The following is an 18,916-nucleotide window of genomic DNA, read 5'->3' as shown; positions in this document are numbered from 1 at the left end:
ATGTTTATTCCATTCATTATGGCCGGGGATCCGCATCCAGATATAACAGTGGAGCTAGCGCTTGCTCTTCAAGAAGCTGGTGCCGATATATTGGAGCTGGGAGTTCCTTATTCTGATCCGCTCGCAGACGGTCCCATCATTCAGCGGGCAACATCAAGAGCGCTGAAGCACAAAATGAACTTACCAAAAGCGATTGAACTCGTGCCGGTGCTGCGAAAAAAAGGTGTGAAAATTCCTATTATTCTCTTTACCTATTACAATCCTGTGTTACAATTAGGAGAAGAATTCTTTTTTACTTTAGTGAAGGAAAATGGAGTCGACGGCGTCTTAATTCCTGATTTGCCATTTGAAGAAAGCGGACCGATTCGCAAGCTGAGCGCAGAGGCTGGTGTCGCCTGCATTTCGTTAGTAGCGCCAACATCCAAACAGCGAATCGAGAAAATTGCTTCCAGCGCACAAGGCTTTTTGTATTGTGTTTCGTCGCTTGGGGTAACCGGTGTACGAGATACGCTGCCTGATGAATTGGAATCATTTTTAATGGAAGTGAAGCAATACAGCCGGGTTCCGGTAGCGGTCGGCTTCGGAATTTCAACAAGCGAGCAGGTGAGCATGCTGAAAAACTATAGCGATGGTATCATCATTGGCAGCGCGCTTGTCCAAAAAATGGAACAGCTCGGGGATCGGCTGTTGCATGAAGAGACAAAACAGGAAGCGCTCAATGAATTTCAGCGGTACGCTCAAATGCTGACGGCGCCGTTGGGAAAACGCTGCACTCCTTAAATCAGCCAAAATTTGCAATGGGGTGAGAAGATGAAAATTAAAAATCAATTGCAAGGGCTGCCCCCTTATCAGCCAGGTAAATCGATGGAGGAAGTAAAGCAGCAATATGGACTAACGGATGTCATCAAGCTGGCCTCGAATGAAAATCCATATGGCAGTTCTCCAACTGTTAAAAAGGCGATTGTCGAGGTTTTGGATCAGCTTGAGCTGTATCCAGACGGTTACGCCCGCATTCTCCGGGAAGAAGTAGCACGGCATCTCGGAGTGAAAGAAACGCAGCTTCTTTTTGGCAATGGTTCAGATGAAGTAATCCAAATTCTTTGCCGTGCTTTTCTGTCAGCGGAGACGAACACAGTGATGGCTGCTCCAACTTTTCCGCAATATCGCCATAACGCTGTAATTGAGGGAGCAGAAATTCGTGAAATTCCGCTTGTGGATGGATGTCATGACTTGTCGTCCATGCTTGCTGCGATTGATGAACAGACGCGCATTGTTTGGGTATGCAATCCGAATAACCCAACGGGCACGTATGTCGATGAGCAGCAGCTATCCGCCTTTTTACAACAAGTTCCAAAGCATGTGCTTGTCGTATTAGATGAAGCATACTATGAATATGTCACGGCGGAAGACTATCCAGAAACCGTACCGCTGTTAAATGAATATCACAATTTAATGATTTTGCGCACGTTTTCGAAAGCTTATGGATTAGCGAGCTTGCGCATTGGCTACGGTGTAGCAAACGAAGCGTTGATTCAGCAGGTTGAACCGGCCCGCGAGCCGTTTAATACATCGAGTGTTGCCCAAGCGGCAGCGCTGGCTGCTCTTAGTGACCAGACATTTATCCAGCAATGTGTTTCTAAAAATAAACAAGAGCTGGAAAAGTTTTATCGTTTCTGTCAGGAACATCGTCTATCTTATTACCCTTCCGAAACGAATTTCATTTTGATTGATTTCGGAATAGAGGGGAATCGCGTATTTCAATACTTATTAGAAAAAGGAATGATTGTGCGCTCTGGAAATGCGCTCGGATTTCCGACTTCCGTGCGGATTACCATCGGGTCGGAGGAACAAAATCAAAAGCTTTTCCAAGTGCTTGGACAAATGTTGAAAGAAACGCAACTCGTTTGACAAAAGCCCGCTGCCTAGTTGCGCAGCGGGCATATGTAAAAGAAGAAGGTGAATTTGTTGAAAGGAACGGTCTTTGTCGTCGGCCTTGGGCTCATTGGAGGTTCGATGGCGCTTGCCATTAAAAAGGAGCATCCTGAGGCAACGATTGTCGGATTTGATATCAATGAAGATGAAATAAGGATGGCTCGCACACTGGCAGTCATTGATGAAGCGGCTGCTTCTGTTGAAGAAGGGATGAGCCGGGCTGATGTCATTATTTTAGCAACGCCAGTGATGCAGACTGAAAAAATTTTAACCGATATGTTGACATACCGTTTGCGTCCATCTGTGCTTGTAACGGATGTTGGCAGCACGAAGCAGCGGATTATCGAGCAGGCGAAGGCGTTGCTGGACCAAGGTGTGATGTTTATTGGCGGACACCCGATGGCAGGGTCCCATAAAAGCGGTGTAGTAGCGGCAAAAGCGCATTTGTTTGAAAATGCGTTTTATATTTTAACGCCGACAGAGGCGGTGCCGATGAGTGAAGTGGAGCGATTGAAGCAATGGTTGAAAGGAACGAAAGCGAACTTTGTCATTCTATCGCCAAACGACCATGATCGGATTACGGGAGTGATCAGCCATTTTCCGCATATTATTGCCGCGAGCCTTGTCCATCAGGCCCAGCAATATGAGAGCGAAGACGAGCTTGTCAGCAGGCTGGCGGCTGGCGGTTTTCGCGATATTACGCGTATCGCTTCAAGCAACCCGGAAATGTGGCGCGATATTCTGATACATAACAAAACTGAACTGCTATCGTTGTTTGATCGATGGCTTGCTGAGATGCATAGGATCCGCTCGCTTGTCGAGAAGGAAAAAAGCGAGGAAATCTATCGCTATTTTTTAGAAGCCAAACAATTTCGTGATGGATTGCCTGTAAGGACGAAAGGGGCAATACCGTCTTTTTATGATTTATATGTAGATGTTCCTGACTATCCAGGGGTTATTTCTGAGATTACTGGATATCTAGCACAAGAAAAGATTAGTATCACCAACATCCGCATTATTGAAACGAGGAAAGAAATTTACGGTGTGCTCCGTCTCAGCTTTCAAAGCGAAATGGATCGCGAAAAGGCAAAACAATGCATCCGTGCGCACACGAATTATGAAACATATGAAGGATGAGGAGGAACAACATGCAAGCATTAAGAACCAATGTTCAGTCCTTGCGGGGAACCATTGAAGTTCCTGGGGACAAATCCATCTCTCATCGAGCGGTTATGCTTGGAGCGATTGCTCGCGGCACAACGACGATTGCTCATTTTTTAACAGGTGAGGATTGTTTAAGTACGATTGATTGTTTTCGCAAAATGGGAGTCGATATTGCACAAAATGGGACGGATGTGGTGGTAAAAGGAAATGGAATAGCGGGGTTGTTGGAGCCGCAGGAAATTTTAAATGTCGGAAATTCAGGAACGACAACACGATTGTTGCTTGGTATTTTAGCGGGCTGCTCCTTTCATGCTTGCCTTATTGGCGATGAATCCATTGCGAAACGTCCGATGAAAAGAGTGACAGAACCGCTCCGCATGATGGGGGCCCGTATCGATGGAAGAGATGGCGGGAATTATACGCCTATTTCCATTCGCGGCGGAAGTTTACAGCCGATTCACTATACTTCTCCGGTTGCCAGCGCCCAAGTAAAGTCGGCCATTTTATTGGCGGGGCTCATGGCTGATGGTACGACAACAGTAACAGAGCCGATCAAGTCGCGTGATCATACAGAACGAATGGTGCGATTATTTGGCGGTGAAGTGATAACGAATGGGCTCAGCGTTTCTGTGACTGGAAAACAACAGCTGCGAGGAGCGGATATTTATGTTCCCGGCGATATCTCGTCAGCCGCCTTTTTCTTAGTCGCGGGCGCGATTGTGCCCAACAGCGAAATCGTTCTAAAAAATGTCGGATTGAATCCAACTCGAACAGGAATGATCGATGTGCTGCAGCAAATGGGGGCGGATTTAACCATTGAAAACATTCGCAATGAAGAAACGGAGCCGCTTGGCGACATTACCATTCGAACCTCTAAATTAAAAGCGGTGGAAATTGGCGGAGCGCTTATTCCGCGTTTAATCGATGAAATACCGATTATTGCTCTGTTGGCTACTCAAGCAGAAGGAACAACTGTCATTAAGGATGCAAGCGAGCTAAAAGTGAAAGAAACGAACCGGATCGATACGGTTGTGTCGGAATTGCGCAAGTTAGGCGCTGAAATTGAAGCGACAGAAGATGGAATGCGAATTCATGGAAAAACAGCATTGAAGGCGAAAGAAGCTATTGTCGACAGCTATGGAGACCATCGAATTGGCATGATGCTGGCGATCGCTGCTTGCATTACGGAAGGCACGGTGTCGCTCAAACGCTCGGAAGCAATCGCTGTATCTTACCCGACGTTTTTTGAGCATTTGCAGGTGCTTTGCTAGTCAAAATAAGAAGAAGGGGATGAACCGCAAGAGAGCAAAACTTCCTTGACGGTGTCATCCTCTTTTCACATCATCCACCGAGAAGTTTCCCACCTCTTAACGGAATGGAGGTGGTTCATTTGATATCATACGGCACAGAGCCTATGATTGAAATCAATCGATGGAGAGGAGTCCGCTGATCATAAGGAGAGTCGCCGAGAAGCATTATATGTTCTCGGTCTTTGTCCGCATTCGTATGGCTGGCCTTCAACCGCTGATTTTTCCGACGTTGTTTATTTTGTCTTCCATCCGCGTTGATCAATTGGTTTTTTCATAGATCATACAGGATTGTGTCCATGATTTTTTACGATTTTGCTAATGTTTGATCCATTCACGCATGGATTGTCTCTTCTTTGAAAAAATATTCATACGCGGTTCGATTCTCTCATAGCTTGTCATAAGGACAAGTGTGGGAGGAATGAAACCGTGCCATATATTATTGATCAAGCGAATATGATAAAAAATGGGCAGTTACAGCGCTGTTCCATTGTGGTTGATGGAAACCGCATTGATTACATAAGCCAACAGACAAAGGCTTATCGATGGATCCGCATGCCAGTGAACGAATTTTTATTGACACCTGGATATATTATGCTTGATTTCTCCTTTCAAACGCCACGTTCTTTTCCGGAATTTAAGGAATATATGCAGCAGCATTTCCTTTCTAAAGGATGTACATCACTGCTGGCTGTATGCGATGTTTTATATGAGCAACAACTTCCCAATGCGTTGCAAAAGCTGCGGCAAAGTTTGCTAAACAGCCCCATTGATTATTTCATCGGCGCCAAAATTCCTTTTCGTCTGTTAACCCCTTCCTTCATCAGAGCGTGCAAGCGATGGAAAGTTCCTGTTTTGTTTGTTGAGTTGCAGGGAGAGGAGCGCTTGGAAGAAGCCCCATGGAGTTGGATGTACGAAGCGTTTGTATCGTATCCGGTAACACTTGTTCCTTATTGGATCACCCAAGACGCGACCAAGCGTCTACAAATGCGTTGGAAGGAGCTCCTATCTTCTTATCGCATTCCGTTTATTCCGTTTGCACTGCAAGAACGTACCCCTTTATCATTGGATGTGTTGAAAAAAATCGGCGTTTATCCGCACAAAGGAGATGTGCGTATTGGTGGCGAAGTAGATTATAATCTGTATGCTCGCACATTGCTGAGCGATTCAGTTGCCGAAACGGCGATTGTCGATTATGATAAACATATTCCGATGATTACGGTTCATAATGGAAGAATCATGAGAGCGGGCAATCACTTGTTTTTTTATCCGGGATTTGGAAAAGAGCGAACGATTCGTGTACCGGGAATGTTTGCAGCCGATTTTTAAGTTTGTAGTAAGGAAGTGTCGGTTATGAAGCAGATGGAACAAATTCTTCAGCTTGTGGAAGGCGGAGAGGTGGAAAAGGCGCTGGCGCTTGTCCCGAAAGTAAAAGCTGAAGCAACGGATGAAGAAAAATATATGCTGGCAGAGCAGCTGTTTTCGTGGGGAATGGTCGATGAGGCTTGCGAAATAGCGGAAGAGCTTTCGTTCCGTTATCCAGAAGACGGTGAAATACAGCTGTTTTTAGCGGAAATCTATATGGAACTGGATGAAGAAGAGAAGGCGCTAGAAATATTGGCAGATGTGGACGAGCAGGATCCTCTGTTTCCGAGGGCATGCTTGCTGGCAGCCGATCTTTATCAAATGCAGGGGCTTGAGGAAGTTAGCGAGCAGAAGCTCAAAAAAGCATATGAGAAACTGCCGGATGAGCCTATTATTCAATTCGCACTTGCTGAGCTGTATTTTGCCAATGGGAACTATCAGCAGAGCATTCATTTTTACCGGAAAATTCTTGAGCAGGAGACAACGGTAGCAGGCACTTTAATTTCGGAACGAGTGGCAGAGGCGTTTAGCTTGCTCGGAGAATTCGAACAGGCTTTGCCGTATTACGAGGAGGCTCTGCAACAAAAAGTGGACAGCCATATATTGTTTGGCTACGGGTTTACCGCTTTTCAGGCCGAATATTATCAAACTGCCATTGAGAAACTAACACAGCTCAAAGAGCTTGATCAGGATTATGTCCCTCTTTACTTATATTTGGCTAAGTCATATGAACAGGAAGGCCAAATAAGCGAAGGCTACGAAATGGCCAAGGAAGGGTTGCAAATAGATGAATGGAACAAAGAACTGTTTTTATACGCCGGTAAGCTTGCTTTAAAGCTTGGAAAGGAAAATGAGGCAGAAATGTATATCCGAAAGGCCATTGAAATCGATACAGGATATATCGAAGCGTTTCTTACTTTGATGCATATGCTTCTGCATCAAGAGCGCTATGATGAGGTGCTTACTCGCATTGAAGAGGCGATGGCACAGGGAGAATATGATCCGCAAATGGAATGGATGTTGGCCCGTGCTAAACATAAGCTTGAGATGTATTCGGATGCATTAAACCATTATCAAGAGGCATATACTTTCTTTAAGAATGACGTTGATTTTCTTGAAGAATACGGTTATTTTCTTCTGGAAGAAGGAAATCGGGAACGTGCTAAAGAAGTATTTGAACAAATTGTGCGGATTGATCCGGTTCATACGGAAGCGCTGCACATGTTATGGCAGCTCGAAGAGTAAGGGGCTTGGGTGAACATAAACCTCTTTCTTGGAAAACAATAGAGGGGGAGGAGTAGGATGACAGTATCGGTGAACGAAAAAAAGGAGTTCATTCGTTGGTTTTTGAGCCACTACCAGTTAAAAAGGCGCGAGTGTGTATGGATTTTAAACTACTTAATGAGTCACGACCAGCTGATGCGCAGAGTGCATTTTGTGGAAAATGCCCAATATTGCCCGCGGGGAATGGTGATGTCGACTCATTGCGTTGACGATGTTCCGTTTCGCTTTTATAAAGAAAACGTCATGACGACAGATGCTGAAAAGTCATTTCATGATATTCGCCTTAACCGCGAAGAAGATATTTACATCCAGCTTAATTTTCGAGCTTCATTTCATTCGCCGCAATACGTTGCCGTGCTGGAAGAAAATCCGTATGCCCCAAAATATACACAAGTGAATGAAAAAGATCAAATACTTGCAGAGCAATTTTTAGAAAAATCGCTTTATAACTTTCAAAAAGAACGGCTGATGAAGCTTATTGATGAAGCGCTGGATCGTCAAGATGAACTGGAGTTCAAGCGGTTGACAGACAAATTAAAACAGCTGTAAACCTTGCGTGATGCAAGGTTTTTCTTTTTTGTGCAAGTATGGTATGTTGATAAAGAGGAATGGATAACCAAAAAGAGGGGAGAATAAAATTGTGAAGTGGACAGTAAGCGATGTGGATATGTATGAAAAAGAGAAGCAATATATTGATACAGCTTTGCTTCCTCTGGTCCAACTTACCTTATCCAATGCGACGAAAACGGCTGTTGCCGGCGGTGAACTTGTTCAGCTGCTTGCAAGTGAAGTGGAGCGGCAGTTGAAGGGGCGTCTCTTCTTGCTTCCGCCATTTACATACTTTTTAACCGAAACGAAGGAAGAATGTGTGAAACGGTTGAACGTTTGGACAGATGAATTAAAGAAAAGCGGCATGGCTCACGTCTTTTATTTAACAAGCGATCGGATGTGGAACGAAACAGAGCTTGGCGGCAAGCTGTTTGTTTTGCCTTCTATTCCGCTTGAACATATGGATGAGGTCTATCAGCAGCAAATGGTCCGTGAACAAACATCCAAGCTGTTAAGCTCATTCATTTCGCATTGGACGTAGAGGATACGGTTGATTTGCGAGCGTTTTCATTGACGATCTTATTGACCTTGTCTCCATCTTGAGCTATCATTAGAATGTCCTAGTTTTATATGTGTTATAAGATTTTGTCCGGATGGACTTAATTTTACATAGAGGGGGGAAAATGATGAGCGAAAAGAAACACCGTGTATCAAGACGCCAGTTTTTAAACTACACATTAACGGGAGTGGGCGGATTTATGGCTGCTGGTATTCTCATGCCAATGGTGCGGTTCGCGCTAGATCCGATTTTAAAGGAAGAAGCAGCAGAAGAGATGGTAGCGGTTGCGCAAGTGAAAGACATCACAACAGAGCCGCAGCGCTTCGACTTTAAAGTCAAGGTGAAAGACGCATGGTATGAATCTGAAGAACCAAAATCGGCATGGGTGTACAAGGATGAAAAAGGTAATATCATTGCCTTGTCTCCGATCTGTAAGCATCTTGGCTGTACCGTTAACTGGAATGGGGATAAGTCGCACCCAAATCAGTTTTTCTGTCCATGCCACTATGGCCGTTATACAAAGGATGGTACAAACGTGCCTGGAACGCCGCCAATGCATCCGTTAGACCGTTACGAGTACAAGGTGAAGGATGGCAAGTTGTATTTAGGTAAAGCGAAACCACGAGGGGAGGCGTAATACGTGTTAAATAAAATTTATGACTGGGTAGACGAGCGGTTAGATATTACGCCTTTGTGGCGAGATATCGCTGACCATGAAGTGCCAGAGCATGTAAACCCAGCCCATCACTTTTCTGCATTCGTTTATTGTTTTGGAGGGCTCACATTTTTTGTTACGGTCATCCAAATCTTATCAGGAATGTTTTTAACCATGTACTACGTTCCAGATATTAAGAATGCTTGGGAGTCCGTGTATTATTTACAAAATGAAGTAGCATTCGGTCAAATTGTGCGCGGAATGCATCACTGGGGAGCAAGTCTTGTCATTGTCATGATGTTTTTACATACATTGCGCGTCTTTTTCCAAGGGGCCTATAAAAAGCCTCGTGAGTTGAACTGGATTGTCGGCGTGCTCATCTTTATGGTCATGATGGGGCTAGGCTTTACAGGATACTTGCTTCCATGGGATATGAAAGCGCTATTTGCAACAAAGGTTGGTTTGCAAATCGCTGAGGCTACTCCGATTATTGGTACGGCAGTGAAAACGCTATTAGCGGGTCATCCGGAAATTGTCGGTGCACAAACGTTGACACGTTTCTTTGCGATCCATGTATTTTTCTTGCCAGCTGCATTGCTTGGATTAATGGCTGTGCACTTTTTGATGATTCGCAAACAAGGAATCTCTGGTCCACTGTAAAATATATGATTCATGGATGAATCTATAAGATAAAGGAGGGAAACATGATATGCATCGCGGAAAAGGGATGAAATTCGTCGGCGATTCGCGTGTTTCTGCTGTGAGAAAACCGAATATTCCGAAGGATTATTCGGAATATCCAGGAAAAACAGAAGCGTTTTGGCCGAACTTCTTATTAAAGGAATGGATGGTTGGTGCTGTCTTCTTAGTTGGCTTTTTATGTTTAACGGTTGCCCATCCATCTCCGCTGGAACGGATCGCTGACCCGACAGATACGTCATATATTCCGCTTCCAGACTGGTATTTCTTGTTTCTATACCAATTGCTGAAATACTCATATGCTTCAGGTCCTTATACGGTCATTGGTGCGATCGTGATGCCGGGTCTTGCCTTTGGAGCATTATTGCTTGCGCCATTTTTAGATCGCGGGCCGGAACGTCGTCCATGGAAACGTCCAGTTGCGGTCGGCATGATGTTGTTAACGCTTGCAGCAATGGTTTTCCTTACTTGGGAATCGGTCGTTACTCACGACTGGAAAAAAGCTGCGGAACAAGGGAAAATCCGTGCTGAAGTCGAAATCGACAAAAACGCGGACGGATATAAAATTGCCCAAGCAAATACATGTACAACTTGTCACGGTGAAAACCTTTCCGGAGGAGCAGCAGCGCCTTCGCTTGTCGGCACGGGGCTAAAGCCAGAAGAAATTGCGAAAATTGCTAAAGAAGGTAAAGGCGGCATGCCTCCTGGGGTGTTCAAAGGAACAGATGAAGAATTGAAAAAGCTATCTGAATTTATTGCAGGATTGAAAGCAGAGTAGGATTAAAAGTGACAGGAAAAAAGCTGGCTACTATTAGTCAGCTTTTTTCTTTCATCTATATTCTATATAATAAATACAATTTGATGGTTCAACACTTATCCGAAAGTGAGCGGATGATAACCGATTTCGACGGTCGGACGACCGAATAACACCGCTTTCCAGGCACATGAATTTGTCTGGAATGGCCAGCCGTTTGGGGCTTGGTCACGCCAAAGCGTGACGGCGGCAAGCCACTAGCTTGTTTCTAATCATCAAAGAATTTTCGTCGGCTATAACATATAAGCTTGCATAGAAGAAAGGAGGTGGAACATGATACAGTGGTATCTTTTACTTGCGGCTCCCTCTGTTCTTTGGCTGCTGCTCGTGATCAACATTGCCGGAACTATTTACGGATATATATGGTATGGACCGCAGCTTGCGGAAACACCAAGCCGATTTTTATTATTTGTCCCTGACAGCCCTACCGCTAGTTTGTTTTTTGTTTTTGTCTTGCTTGCTTTTATATTAAAAAGAAATTGGCCATTATTAGAAGCTCTGGCGATGGTGACTCTATTGAAGTACGGAATTTGGGCGGTCGTTATGAACATTCTTGTCTGGAAAGTGACTGGAACGCTTGGATGGCAAGGATGGATGCTTATTTTCTCTCACGGAGCAATGGCCATTCAAGGCTTGCTGTATGCCCCATTCTATCGAATGAAGGTGCGGCATTTAGCTTTTGCTGCTATATGGACCCTGCATAATGATGTGATCGATTATGTGTTTCAGATGCTGCCTCGTTACAGCATGCTTGAACAGTATATCCCGCAAATCGGCTATTTTACTTTCTGGTTAAGCATGATTTCTATTGCCGTTGCTTATGTATTGGGAATAAAAGAAGGTCGTCTACAAATTTCGCTCAAATAATGGTCTAACCTTGTCCAGCCTCTCATACATTGTAGTAGTTAGCGGAGGAGGGACAAGAATGAGGCGAATGGCAGTCATATGGATCATTATGATCCTTTGTGCATTTCCGTCAGCTGTCTTTGCTACACATCATGATGAATGGCAAAGGCTTGATAAAATTTCAGATCAGGCATTACAGCTTGCTAAAAATAAGCGTTTTGAAGAAGCGAAGGACGTGTTGAATTATTTTTCTGATGAATTTTTAAAGTTAAATGCACGCGATCGCCTTAAATCGATGGATGAATTGCGTGCCATCACCATCACGCATGAAAATGCGTTAAAAGCCATTACCGCTTCCACATTGCCGGCGGAAGACCGAATTGATCAAGTGGTGCAGTTTCGTCTTGTAATCGATGCTGTTCATTCCAATTATCAGCCGCTTTGGGCGGAAATGGAATCTTCGATTATGGGGGCATTTCAGGAAATTGAAGCAGCGATTGAGAGCGGGGATGAGCAGCAGTTTCAAACGGTGCTACAGCAATTTTTGCATCAATATGAAATCATCGAGCCAAGCGTAAAAATTGATGTGGAGCCTGCCTGGGCCAAAAAGGCAGATCAAGACATTGAACAGCTCCAAAGCCCGAGCTTTCATGCCCTTGACAAAGCCAAGCAGCAGGAGCAGCTTGCGCAAATGAGGCAAGATCTTGCGGCATTGTTTAATCATATGAAAAAGGATGAAGCAGATTCTTCCTTATTGTGGGTGATGATTTCTACGGGAGGAATGATTATATTGACATTAACCTATGTCGGGTTTCGCAAATATCGTGGAGAAAAGCAAAAAGCTCGCTCACATGAGGAACAATAAAAAAGGCTGAGGTCGAATCTCAGCCTTTTTGCTTGGCAGACCGGCCTTATGCTTTTGCTCTTAATCGTTTTGAATGGGCTGCTTATTTTCATCGAGGGTAAATCCCTCACCGAGTACATCATGCACATCCGTCACGGCGACAAAAGCATGTGGATCTGCGGAAATAATGACATTTTTAAGGCGCGGTAATTCATTTTTGGCTACTACGCAATAAAGCACATCTCGTTCTCTTTTGGTATAGGAGCCGCGTCCTTTTAAAACGGTTACACCACGCTCCATTTCTGTTAAAATTTTGGAGGCGATTTCTTCGCTCTTTTCAGAAATAATGGTCGCTCCTTTTGCAGCATAACCGCCTTCCTGCATAAAATCAATGACGCGGGCGCCAATAAAGACGGCAACTAGCGTGTACATGGCCTCGCGGTATGAAAGGTATAAAAGCGACAGTGTAATGACAACCGCATCAAAAGCAAACATGGTTTTTCCCATGCTAATTCCGCGATATTTGTAGAGAAGCCTTGCAATAATATCGACGCCCCCGGTTGTTCCCCCATAGCGAAAGATGATCCCAAGCCCGATTCCAACAAAAACGCCAGCAAACAAGGCTGCGAGCGTTAAATCATGCTTTAGCGGCATCTTGATTGCATAATGTTGAAAAATCCATAGAAATAAGGATAAGCTGACGGTCCCAATCATGGTATAAAAAAAGGAATGGCGTCCGAGCAGCTTCCAGCCGATAAAAAAAAGCGGGATGTTCAGCAGCAAGTTCGTGAGGGAGGGATCGATGCCGAACAAGAAATAAAGGAGAAGCGTGATGCCTGTTACTCCTCCTTCCGCTAGATTATTTTGCATATTAAAATGAACAAGTCCAAATGCGAAAATAGCCGCGCCAAGTAAAATAAATAAGACATTTTTAATTTTCAGTCCAAAAACCATATGACACCTCCGTATAGTAATGATAGGCCGGCGATCTCAGTCATTAATTATAAATTATAGTGGAAGAGGAGGACTTGAGCAACGAAACGCAAAAATATTTGTCAAAATGGTTGCTTTTAGCTAACATGAAAGCATGAAAGGTGGGAATCAACGATATGTCGGAAAAAACGATCAAGCAATTGCAGAAGGAAGTTGATGATTATATTGGCCAATTTAAAGAAGGCTACTTCAGCCCGCTTGCCATGTTGGCTAGGTTGACTGAGGAATTAGGGGAATTAGCGAGAGAAGTCAACCATTATTATGGAGAAAAGCCAAAGAAAAAATCAGAAACCGAAAAGACGATTGAAGAGGAGCTTGGCGATTTATTATTTGTCTTGATTTGCTTTGCGAACTCCCTTCAAATTGATTTAGAAAAAGCGCATGATATGGTGATGGAAAAGTTTCAGACAAGAGATCAAAACAGATGGACAAGAAAGGAAGAGAAAGAGTGAATAATCCAATTAAAGTAGCAGTGGCAGGCCCGCGAGGACGGATGGGACGGGAAGCGGTAGCGCTTGTGCATCATGCGGAGAATTTTCAGCTTGTGGCGGTGATTGACCGTATCCATGATGGAAAGGACTTAGCAGAGGTAGATGGTTTTAACGGCATTCATGCGCCAGTGTATACGGATATTGAACGCTGCTTTCAAGAGACAAAGCCGGATGTTTTAGTTGATTTAACGACTCCAGAAACGGGCAAGCGCCATACTGAGATCGCGCTTCGCTATGGTGTTCGTCCCGTAGTGGGAACGACAGGGTTTAGTCAAGAAGAAATTGAGCAATTAACAAAGCTGGCGGAAGAAAAAGAAATGGGCGCGATTATTGCACCGAATTTTGCAGTGGGTGCCATTTTAATGATGAAGTTTGCTCAAATGGCCGCCAAATATTTTACTGATGTTGAAATTATTGAGCTGCACCATGACCAAAAGCTTGATGCTCCGTCTGGAACAGCTGTAAAAACAGCACAGCTCATTTCGGCGGTGCGACCAACTAAAAAGCAAGGGCATCCTGATGAAAAAGAGACGCTTAAAGGTGCTAGGGGAGCCTCTTATGACGGGATTCCGATTCACAGTGTCCGCCTGCCGGGGTTTATTGCGCATCAAGAAGTCATTTTCGGTGGAAACGGACAATCATTAACCATTCGTCATGATTCGTTCCATCGTGGGTCATTTATGTCTGGGGTCAAGCTATCAATCGAAACCGTGATGAAGTTGCAAACGCTTGTGTATGGTTTAGAGCATATTATTGAATAGCGGGGGTGTCAGCGTGAAAATTGCCTTAATCGCGCATGATAAAAAAAAGGCGGATATGATTCAGTTTGCGACAGCTTATCAAACGATTTTAGCAAAGCATGAGCTGTATGCAACGGGAACAACTGGTTTGCGCATTATGGAGGCAACCGGTTTGCCTATCCATCGATTTTGTTCGGGACCGTTAGGCGGGGATCAAGAGATTGGCGCTATGGTTGCACGCAATGAAATAGATATGATATTGTTTTTCCGTGATCCTTTAACCGCCCAGCCTCATGAGCCGGATGTCAGTGCTCTGCTTCGGTTATGTGATGTCTATAATGTGCCGCTGGCCACTAATATGGGGACGGCTGAAATTTTAATTAGAGGGCTTGAGCGTGGCGACTTCCAATGGCGGACTATTATTCATGAGAGAAAAGGTGACGAAAATGGAGCGTGAGCAACTTGATATACTAGCATTTGGCGCTCATCCAGATGATGTGGAAATCGGGATGGGGGGAACGATCGCCAAATATGCCAAGCAAGGGTGTCGCATCGGCATTTGCGATTTAACCTTGGCAGAGCTGTCGTCTAACGGAACTGTAGAACGGCGGCAAAAAGAAGCGCAAAAAGCAGCTGAGCTGCTTGGAGCTGTGGCAAGAATCAATCTTCATCTGCCCGATCGGGGCTTATATAAAACAGAAGAAGCTATTCGCTGTATTGCTGTTGTTATTCGCCAATATCGTCCACGAGTCATCTTTGCACCGTATTGGGTAGATCGTCATCCCGATCATGGAAATTGTGCTTTTCTTGTCGAAGAAGCGGTGTTTTCGGCTGGGATTCGCCGTTATGAGGCAGGAGAGCTGCCGGCACATCGTGTTTCATCGCTTTATTACTACATGATTAACAGTTATGAACGGCCACATTTTGTTGTTGATATTAGCCATACGATGGAAACAAAGCTGGCGAGCCTGAAAGCTTATGCAAGCCAATTTCAAAAAACAGCTCAGTCGGTTGATACGCCGTTAACCAATGGCTATATTGAAACCGTTGAAAGCCGCGAGCGGTTATGGGGAAAGCAAGTCGGAGTGCTGTTTGCCGAAGGATTTATGACGAAACAGCCGCTCGTCATTTCAAATGATTTGCTAGGAGAGAAACAATGAAGCTAAAAATAGGAATTGTCTGTTACCCAACGGTTGGCGGATCCGGTGTTGTCGCCACAGAATTGGGAAAATTGCTGGCGGAAAAAGGACATGAAATTCATTTTATTTCTTCAAGCATGCCCTTTCGCCTAAATAAAGTATATTGCAATATTTATTATCATGAAGTAACAGTCAATCAGTATTCCGTGTTTCAGTATCCGCCATATGATTTGGCATTAGCAAGTAAAATTGCTGAAGTAGCCAAACGGGAAAAGCTGGATGTGCTGCATGTTCATTATGCGATTCCGCATGCGGTTTGTGCGGTATTAGCCAAGCAAATGGTTGGATACGATGTGAAAATTGTGACGACGCTTCACGGGACGGATATTACCGTTCTCGGATATGATCCGTCGTTAAGCGATATGATAAAATTTGGAATTGAACAATCGGATCTGGTTACGGCTGTGTCGAATGCACTTGTTAAGCAAACTTACGAGCTGCTTGATGTTCAAAAGGATATTCATACCATTTATAATTTTGTTGATGAACGCGTGTATCATAAAAAAGATGTTAAGCATTTAAAACAACAATATGGAATAACAGAACAAGAAAAGGTCATTATCCATGTGTCCAATTTTCGCAAGGTGAAGCGTGTTCAAGATGTTGTGCATGCCTTTTTGCATGTTCGTAGCCAAATTCCTGCTAAACTACTGCTCGTTGGTGATGGACCAGAAATGACCGTTGTGTGCAGATTAGTGCGGCAACTAGGATTAACAGAAGACGTTCTTTTCTTAGGAAAACAAGAAAATTTAGAAGAGCTTTATTCGATGAGTGATGTCAAATGGCTTTTATCGGAAAAAGAAAGCTTTGGACTTGTTTTGCTTGAAGCAATGGCTTGCGGAGTTCCGTGTGTGGGCACAAACATTGGCGGCATTCCTGAAGTGATTGAAGATGGCAAGACAGGGTTTCTATGCGAGCTTGGCAATATCGAAGAAGTAGCTGAAAAAACGCTACAAATGTTGACAAACGAAGATTTGCATACATATATGGCTGAACAAGCGCTTAAAGCTGTTTATGAAAAATTTCATTCGCAGCACATCTTACAGCAATACGAAGATGTTTATTTTTCGTTGATAAAAGAGGTGAAGCGATGAAAGAACCGTTTCAACGCGCACTTGGCATTATTCGTAAACTGAAGCAACATGGATATGAAGCTTATTTCGTCGGCGGTGCGGTTCGCGACTATTTGCTAAATCGTCCGCTTGGCGACATTGATATTGCCACATCCGCTCTTCCCGAAGAAGTGATCAAGCTTTTTCCAAAAACGATTCCCGTTGGTTTAAAGCATGGAACCGTTGTTGTGTTAAACGACGGTATTCCATATGAAGTGACAACCTTTCGAACGGAAGGTACGTATGAAGATTATCGTCGTCCCGAGTCTGTGACATTTGTCCGTTCCCTGCGCGAAGACTTGCAAAGGCGCGACTTTACGATGAATGCCATTGCGATGGACGATCATGGAACACTATACGATCCGTTTCATGGACAGCGGGCGATTTCTGCTAAAATCATTTGTACCGTTGGAAAGGCGAGCGAGCGTTTTTCTGAAGATGCTCTTCGCATGATGCGGGCGATCCGGTTTGTCAGTCAGCTCGGTTTTGCGTTAGAAATGGAGACGAAGCAGGCGATTATTGAACATGCTTCGCTGTTGGCGCATATTTCGGTGGAAAGAATAACAGCCGAGTTTGAGAAATTGATGGCGGGCCCATTTGCAGAGAAGGCTTTCTCACTGTTAGAGGAAACAGGATTATATGTGTATTTGCCGGGACTTCGCGAAAAAAAAGAGCCGTTAAAAAAGTTGGCGCAATACGATTGGAAAGCATTGTCCTCTTCGATGGAGCGCTGGGGATTTTTGTGCTATTTGCTGTTAAGCGATCAAGAATCTTCCGCTTTTTTGCGACTTTGGAAGCTGCCTAACCGGCTAATGAAGGATGTGCAACATATTTTGCGCATTCTGCCCCTCATTCGCTCACATGATGATTGGAAAAAAGAGCAGTTGTATGAGTTTGGGCTTGATTATGCTTTAGCGGCAGAAACCATTCGTTCCCTTATTGATATGGAAGATGCTTATAGCAATCGCCAACGGCTCGTCGCTCTCTTTGCTCAATTGCCTATTAAAAGCAGAAGTGATTTAGCTATTACCGGAAAAGATATCATGGGATGGATGGGATGTCCGGGCGGTCCGTGGCTGGCAAATATGCTGAAGAAAGTGGAGCGGGCGGTGATTCAAGGAAAAGTAGAAAATGACAAAGAGCGGATAAAGGAGTGGCTCATTTCATGCAATCTGACACAAGAAAAAAATTGCTAGAATTATTTTCTGAGGCCAATGGCGATTTTATTTCCGGACAAAAAATCAGCGATATTCTCGGCTGTTCCAGAACCGCCGTTTGGAAGCATATTGAAGATTTGCGGAAGGAAGGATTTGAGCTTGAAGCGGTGCGCCGCCTTGGATACAGAATTGTGAGTACGCCTGACAAAATTACAGCCAATGAAATCCGCCTTGGTTTAAAAACAGAGGTGTTTGGACAAACGATTTATTTTGAAGAAGAAGTGACCTCTACACAAAAAATGGCTCATCAGTTGGCACATGAAGGAGCAAAAGAGGGGACGATTGTTGTCGCTGAATTGCAGACGGCAGGGCGCGGCCGAATGGATCGAAAATGGTTTTCGCCAAAAGGGACAGGAGTTTGGATGAGTTTAATTTTAAGACCGCCGATTCCGCCGCAAAAGACGCCACAGCTGACGTTGCTGACAGCTGTCGCTATTGTCCAAGCTATTCAGGAAGTGGTGGGGCTTGTTCCTGATATTAAATGGCCGAATGATATTTTAATCAACGGCAAAAAATGTGTCGGCATTTTAACGGAGCTGCAGGCTGATCCTGATCGCGTTCATTCTGTTACGATTGGAATGGGAGTGAACGTCAATCATGAACGCGATCAATTTCCTGAAGATCTTCGCGGCATTGCCACATCATTGGCGATTGAAAAGGGAGAAAAAATAAAACGAGCTCGTCTCATCCAGGAAGTACTATTAAAAATGGAAACATTGTATCGGCAATATTTGCAGCATGGCTTTTTGCCGATCAAGCTGCTATGGGAAGGATACGCTATAAGCATTGGTAAAGAAATTACCGCTCGCACCTTGAACGGAACGATCCGTGGTTTCGCGCGCGGCATTACAGATGAAGGCGTATTAATCCTGGAAGACCATGATGGAACGATTCATCACATTCATTCCGCCGATATTTCATTGTAGCAAAAGTGTTCGAATTTTGTTAAAATATAGATGGATGTACAAGGGCAGTATCTTTTAGCGAAGAACTGCACCATGAAAAATGTGTCAGTGTTGTCAATGTGATCTGCCTTGATCCGCTAAAGGACTGGGACAGAGGGATGAACTCGGCCGATACAATCAACATCCTTCTTCTCAAGGTGGGGAAGAAGGTTTTTTTATTCGGAGATTCATCTCCTCTGCA

The 18,916-nt window shown here is 44.3% G+C and carries 21 protein-coding genes; 20 read left to right on the top strand and 1 reads right to left on the bottom strand.

What is annotated here, in order from left to right; all coding sequences use genetic code 11:
• The 13 genes from trpA to ypjB all read left to right on the top strand — a co-directional run bounded on the left by trpA (position 1) and on the right by ypjB (position 12,039).
• Positions 1-780 (top strand): tryptophan synthase subunit alpha, encoded by a 780-nt coding sequence (gene trpA / locus AT864_RS00585; RefSeq protein ID WP_066146492.1) that lies wholly within the window; start codon positions 1-3, stop codon positions 778-780.
• Positions 781-810: 30 nt separating this feature from the next.
• Positions 811-1,908 carry a histidinol-phosphate transaminase gene (gene hisC, locus AT864_RS00580; RefSeq protein ID WP_066145436.1) on the top strand — a complete coding sequence of 366 codons (1,098 nt, stop codon included), beginning with the start codon at positions 811-813 and terminating at the stop codon, positions 1,906-1,908.
• Positions 1,909-1,965: 57 nt separating this feature from the next.
• Entirely contained in the window at positions 1,966-3,069 is a 1,104-nt protein-coding gene (locus AT864_RS00575; RefSeq protein WP_044742263.1) for a prephenate dehydrogenase, read from the top strand.
• 11 nt (positions 3,070-3,080) lie between these two features.
• Entirely contained in the window at positions 3,081-4,367 is a 1,287-nt protein-coding gene (aroA, locus tag AT864_RS00570; RefSeq protein WP_044742264.1) for a 3-phosphoshikimate 1-carboxyvinyltransferase, read from the top strand.
• Between the two features lie 465 nt (positions 4,368-4,832).
• Complete coding sequence (locus AT864_RS00565; RefSeq protein ID WP_066145434.1) at positions 4,833-5,732, top strand: hypothetical protein; 900 nt, start codon at positions 4,833-4,835, stop codon at positions 5,730-5,732.
• 24 nt (positions 5,733-5,756) lie between these two features.
• Entirely contained in the window at positions 5,757-7,013 is a 1,257-nt protein-coding gene (locus AT864_RS00560) for a lipopolysaccharide assembly protein LapB (RefSeq protein WP_066145431.1), read from the top strand.
• Between the two features lie 57 nt (positions 7,014-7,070).
• Complete coding sequence (locus tag AT864_RS00555; RefSeq protein ID WP_066145428.1) at positions 7,071-7,601, top strand: ReoY family proteolytic degradation factor; 531 nt, start codon at positions 7,071-7,073, stop codon at positions 7,599-7,601.
• Between the two features lie 91 nt (positions 7,602-7,692).
• A complete protein-coding gene (locus AT864_RS00550; RefSeq protein WP_066145425.1) occupies positions 7,693-8,142 on the top strand; it encodes a YpiF family protein in 450 nt (149 codons plus the stop codon).
• A gap of 145 nt (positions 8,143-8,287) precedes the next feature.
• On the top strand, positions 8,288-8,797 hold the full coding sequence (locus AT864_RS00545) for a ubiquinol-cytochrome c reductase iron-sulfur subunit (protein WP_066145423.1): 510 nt from the start codon (positions 8,288-8,290) through the stop codon (positions 8,795-8,797).
• A gap of 3 nt (positions 8,798-8,800) precedes the next feature.
• The gene (qcrB, locus tag AT864_RS00540) at positions 8,801-9,475 is read left to right on the top strand and encodes a menaquinol-cytochrome c reductase cytochrome b subunit (RefSeq protein ID WP_066145421.1); all 675 of its coding nucleotides are present in this window, start codon (positions 8,801-8,803) and stop codon (positions 9,473-9,475) included.
• A 49-nt stretch (positions 9,476-9,524) separates the two neighbouring features.
• A complete protein-coding gene (locus AT864_RS00535; RefSeq protein WP_066145419.1) occupies positions 9,525-10,292 on the top strand; it encodes a menaquinol-cytochrome c reductase cytochrome b/c subunit in 768 nt (255 codons plus the stop codon).
• Between the two features lie 309 nt (positions 10,293-10,601).
• Positions 10,602-11,195 (top strand): DUF1405 domain-containing protein, encoded by a 594-nt coding sequence (locus AT864_RS00530; protein ID WP_044742273.1) that lies wholly within the window; start codon positions 10,602-10,604, stop codon positions 11,193-11,195.
• A gap of 58 nt (positions 11,196-11,253) precedes the next feature.
• Complete coding sequence (gene ypjB / locus AT864_RS00525) at positions 11,254-12,039, top strand: sporulation protein YpjB (protein WP_066145417.1); 786 nt, start codon at positions 11,254-11,256, stop codon at positions 12,037-12,039.
• Between the two features lie 60 nt (positions 12,040-12,099).
• Here ypjB and AT864_RS00520 read toward each other — a convergent pair whose 3' ends face one another.
• A complete protein-coding gene (locus AT864_RS00520; protein ID WP_066145409.1) occupies positions 12,100-12,972 on the bottom strand; it encodes a YitT family protein in 873 nt (290 codons plus the stop codon).
• 155 nt (positions 12,973-13,127) lie between these two features.
• On the opposite strand from AT864_RS00520, the gene AT864_RS00515 reads away from it, so the two are divergent.
• From AT864_RS00515 to AT864_RS00485, 7 genes are read left to right on the top strand one after another with little or no spacing between them, the layout of a single operon-like run.
• The gene (locus AT864_RS00515) at positions 13,128-13,463 is read left to right on the top strand and encodes a nucleotide pyrophosphohydrolase (protein WP_066145405.1); all 336 of its coding nucleotides are present in this window, start codon (positions 13,128-13,130) and stop codon (positions 13,461-13,463) included.
• A complete protein-coding gene (gene dapB, locus AT864_RS00510) occupies positions 13,436-14,263 on the top strand; it encodes a 4-hydroxy-tetrahydrodipicolinate reductase (protein ID WP_066145403.1) in 828 nt (275 codons plus the stop codon). The genes AT864_RS00515 and dapB overlap by 28 nt, the downstream gene beginning before the upstream one ends.
• A 13-nt stretch (positions 14,264-14,276) precedes the next feature.
• Positions 14,277-14,699 carry a methylglyoxal synthase gene (gene mgsA, locus AT864_RS00505; RefSeq protein WP_044742278.1) on the top strand — a complete coding sequence of 141 codons (423 nt, stop codon included), beginning with the start codon at positions 14,277-14,279 and terminating at the stop codon, positions 14,697-14,699.
• The gene (bshB1, locus tag AT864_RS00500; protein ID WP_066145400.1) at positions 14,689-15,402 is read left to right on the top strand and encodes a bacillithiol biosynthesis deacetylase BshB1; all 714 of its coding nucleotides are present in this window, start codon (positions 14,689-14,691) and stop codon (positions 15,400-15,402) included. Before mgsA ends, bshB1 begins: the two co-directional genes overlap by 11 nt.
• Positions 15,399-16,535 carry an N-acetyl-alpha-D-glucosaminyl L-malate synthase BshA gene (bshA, locus tag AT864_RS00495; RefSeq protein WP_044742280.1) on the top strand — a complete coding sequence of 379 codons (1,137 nt, stop codon included), beginning with the start codon at positions 15,399-15,401 and terminating at the stop codon, positions 16,533-16,535. The genes bshB1 and bshA overlap by 4 nt, the downstream gene beginning before the upstream one ends.
• The gene (locus AT864_RS00490) at positions 16,532-17,749 is read left to right on the top strand and encodes a CCA tRNA nucleotidyltransferase (RefSeq protein ID WP_066145397.1); all 1,218 of its coding nucleotides are present in this window, start codon (positions 16,532-16,534) and stop codon (positions 17,747-17,749) included. Before bshA ends, AT864_RS00490 begins: the two co-directional genes overlap by 4 nt.
• Positions 17,707-18,696, top strand: a complete 990-nt coding sequence (locus AT864_RS00485; protein ID WP_066145394.1) for a biotin--[acetyl-CoA-carboxylase] ligase — start codon at positions 17,707-17,709, stop codon at positions 18,694-18,696. The genes AT864_RS00490 and AT864_RS00485 overlap by 43 nt, the downstream gene beginning before the upstream one ends.
• Positions 18,697-18,916 lie beyond the last annotated feature (220 nt).

Source organism: Anoxybacillus sp. P3H1B (assembly GCF_001560855.1).
Classification (GTDB): Bacteria; Bacillota; Bacilli; order Bacillales; family Anoxybacillaceae; genus Anoxybacteroides; species Anoxybacteroides rupiense.
Note: the sequence above shows the minus strand (reverse complement) of the source record. Positions and strands in the feature narration are given on the sequence as shown.

Coding starts and splice junctions, on each gene's coding strand:
- trpA (WP_066146492.1), top strand. CDS start 1: ATGTTTATTCCATTCATTATGGCCGGGGATCCGCATCCAGATATAACA.
- hisC (WP_066145436.1), top strand. CDS start 811: ATGAAAATTAAAAATCAATTGCAAGGGCTGCCCCCTTATCAGCCAGGT.
- aroA (WP_044742264.1), top strand. CDS start 3,081: ATGCAAGCATTAAGAACCAATGTTCAGTCCTTGCGGGGAACCATTGAA.
- AT864_RS00560 (WP_066145431.1), top strand. CDS start 5,757: ATGAAGCAGATGGAACAAATTCTTCAGCTTGTGGAAGGCGGAGAGGTG.
- AT864_RS00555 (WP_066145428.1), top strand. CDS start 7,071: ATGACAGTATCGGTGAACGAAAAAAAGGAGTTCATTCGTTGGTTTTTG.
- AT864_RS00545 (WP_066145423.1), top strand. CDS start 8,288: ATGAGCGAAAAGAAACACCGTGTATCAAGACGCCAGTTTTTAAACTAC.
- AT864_RS00535 (WP_066145419.1), top strand. CDS start 9,525: ATGCATCGCGGAAAAGGGATGAAATTCGTCGGCGATTCGCGTGTTTCT.
- AT864_RS00530 (WP_044742273.1), top strand. CDS start 10,602: ATGATACAGTGGTATCTTTTACTTGCGGCTCCCTCTGTTCTTTGGCTG.
- ypjB (WP_066145417.1), top strand. CDS start 11,254: ATGAGGCGAATGGCAGTCATATGGATCATTATGATCCTTTGTGCATTT.
- AT864_RS00520 (WP_066145409.1), bottom strand. CDS start 12,972: ATGGTTTTTGGACTGAAAATTAAAAATGTCTTATTTATTTTACTTGGC.
- AT864_RS00515 (WP_066145405.1), top strand. CDS start 13,128: ATGTCGGAAAAAACGATCAAGCAATTGCAGAAGGAAGTTGATGATTAT.
- dapB (WP_066145403.1), top strand. CDS start 13,436: ATGGACAAGAAAGGAAGAGAAAGAGTGAATAATCCAATTAAAGTAGCA.
- bshB1 (WP_066145400.1), top strand. CDS start 14,689: ATGGAGCGTGAGCAACTTGATATACTAGCATTTGGCGCTCATCCAGAT.
- bshA (WP_044742280.1), top strand. CDS start 15,399: ATGAAGCTAAAAATAGGAATTGTCTGTTACCCAACGGTTGGCGGATCC.
- AT864_RS00490 (WP_066145397.1), top strand. CDS start 16,532: ATGAAAGAACCGTTTCAACGCGCACTTGGCATTATTCGTAAACTGAAG.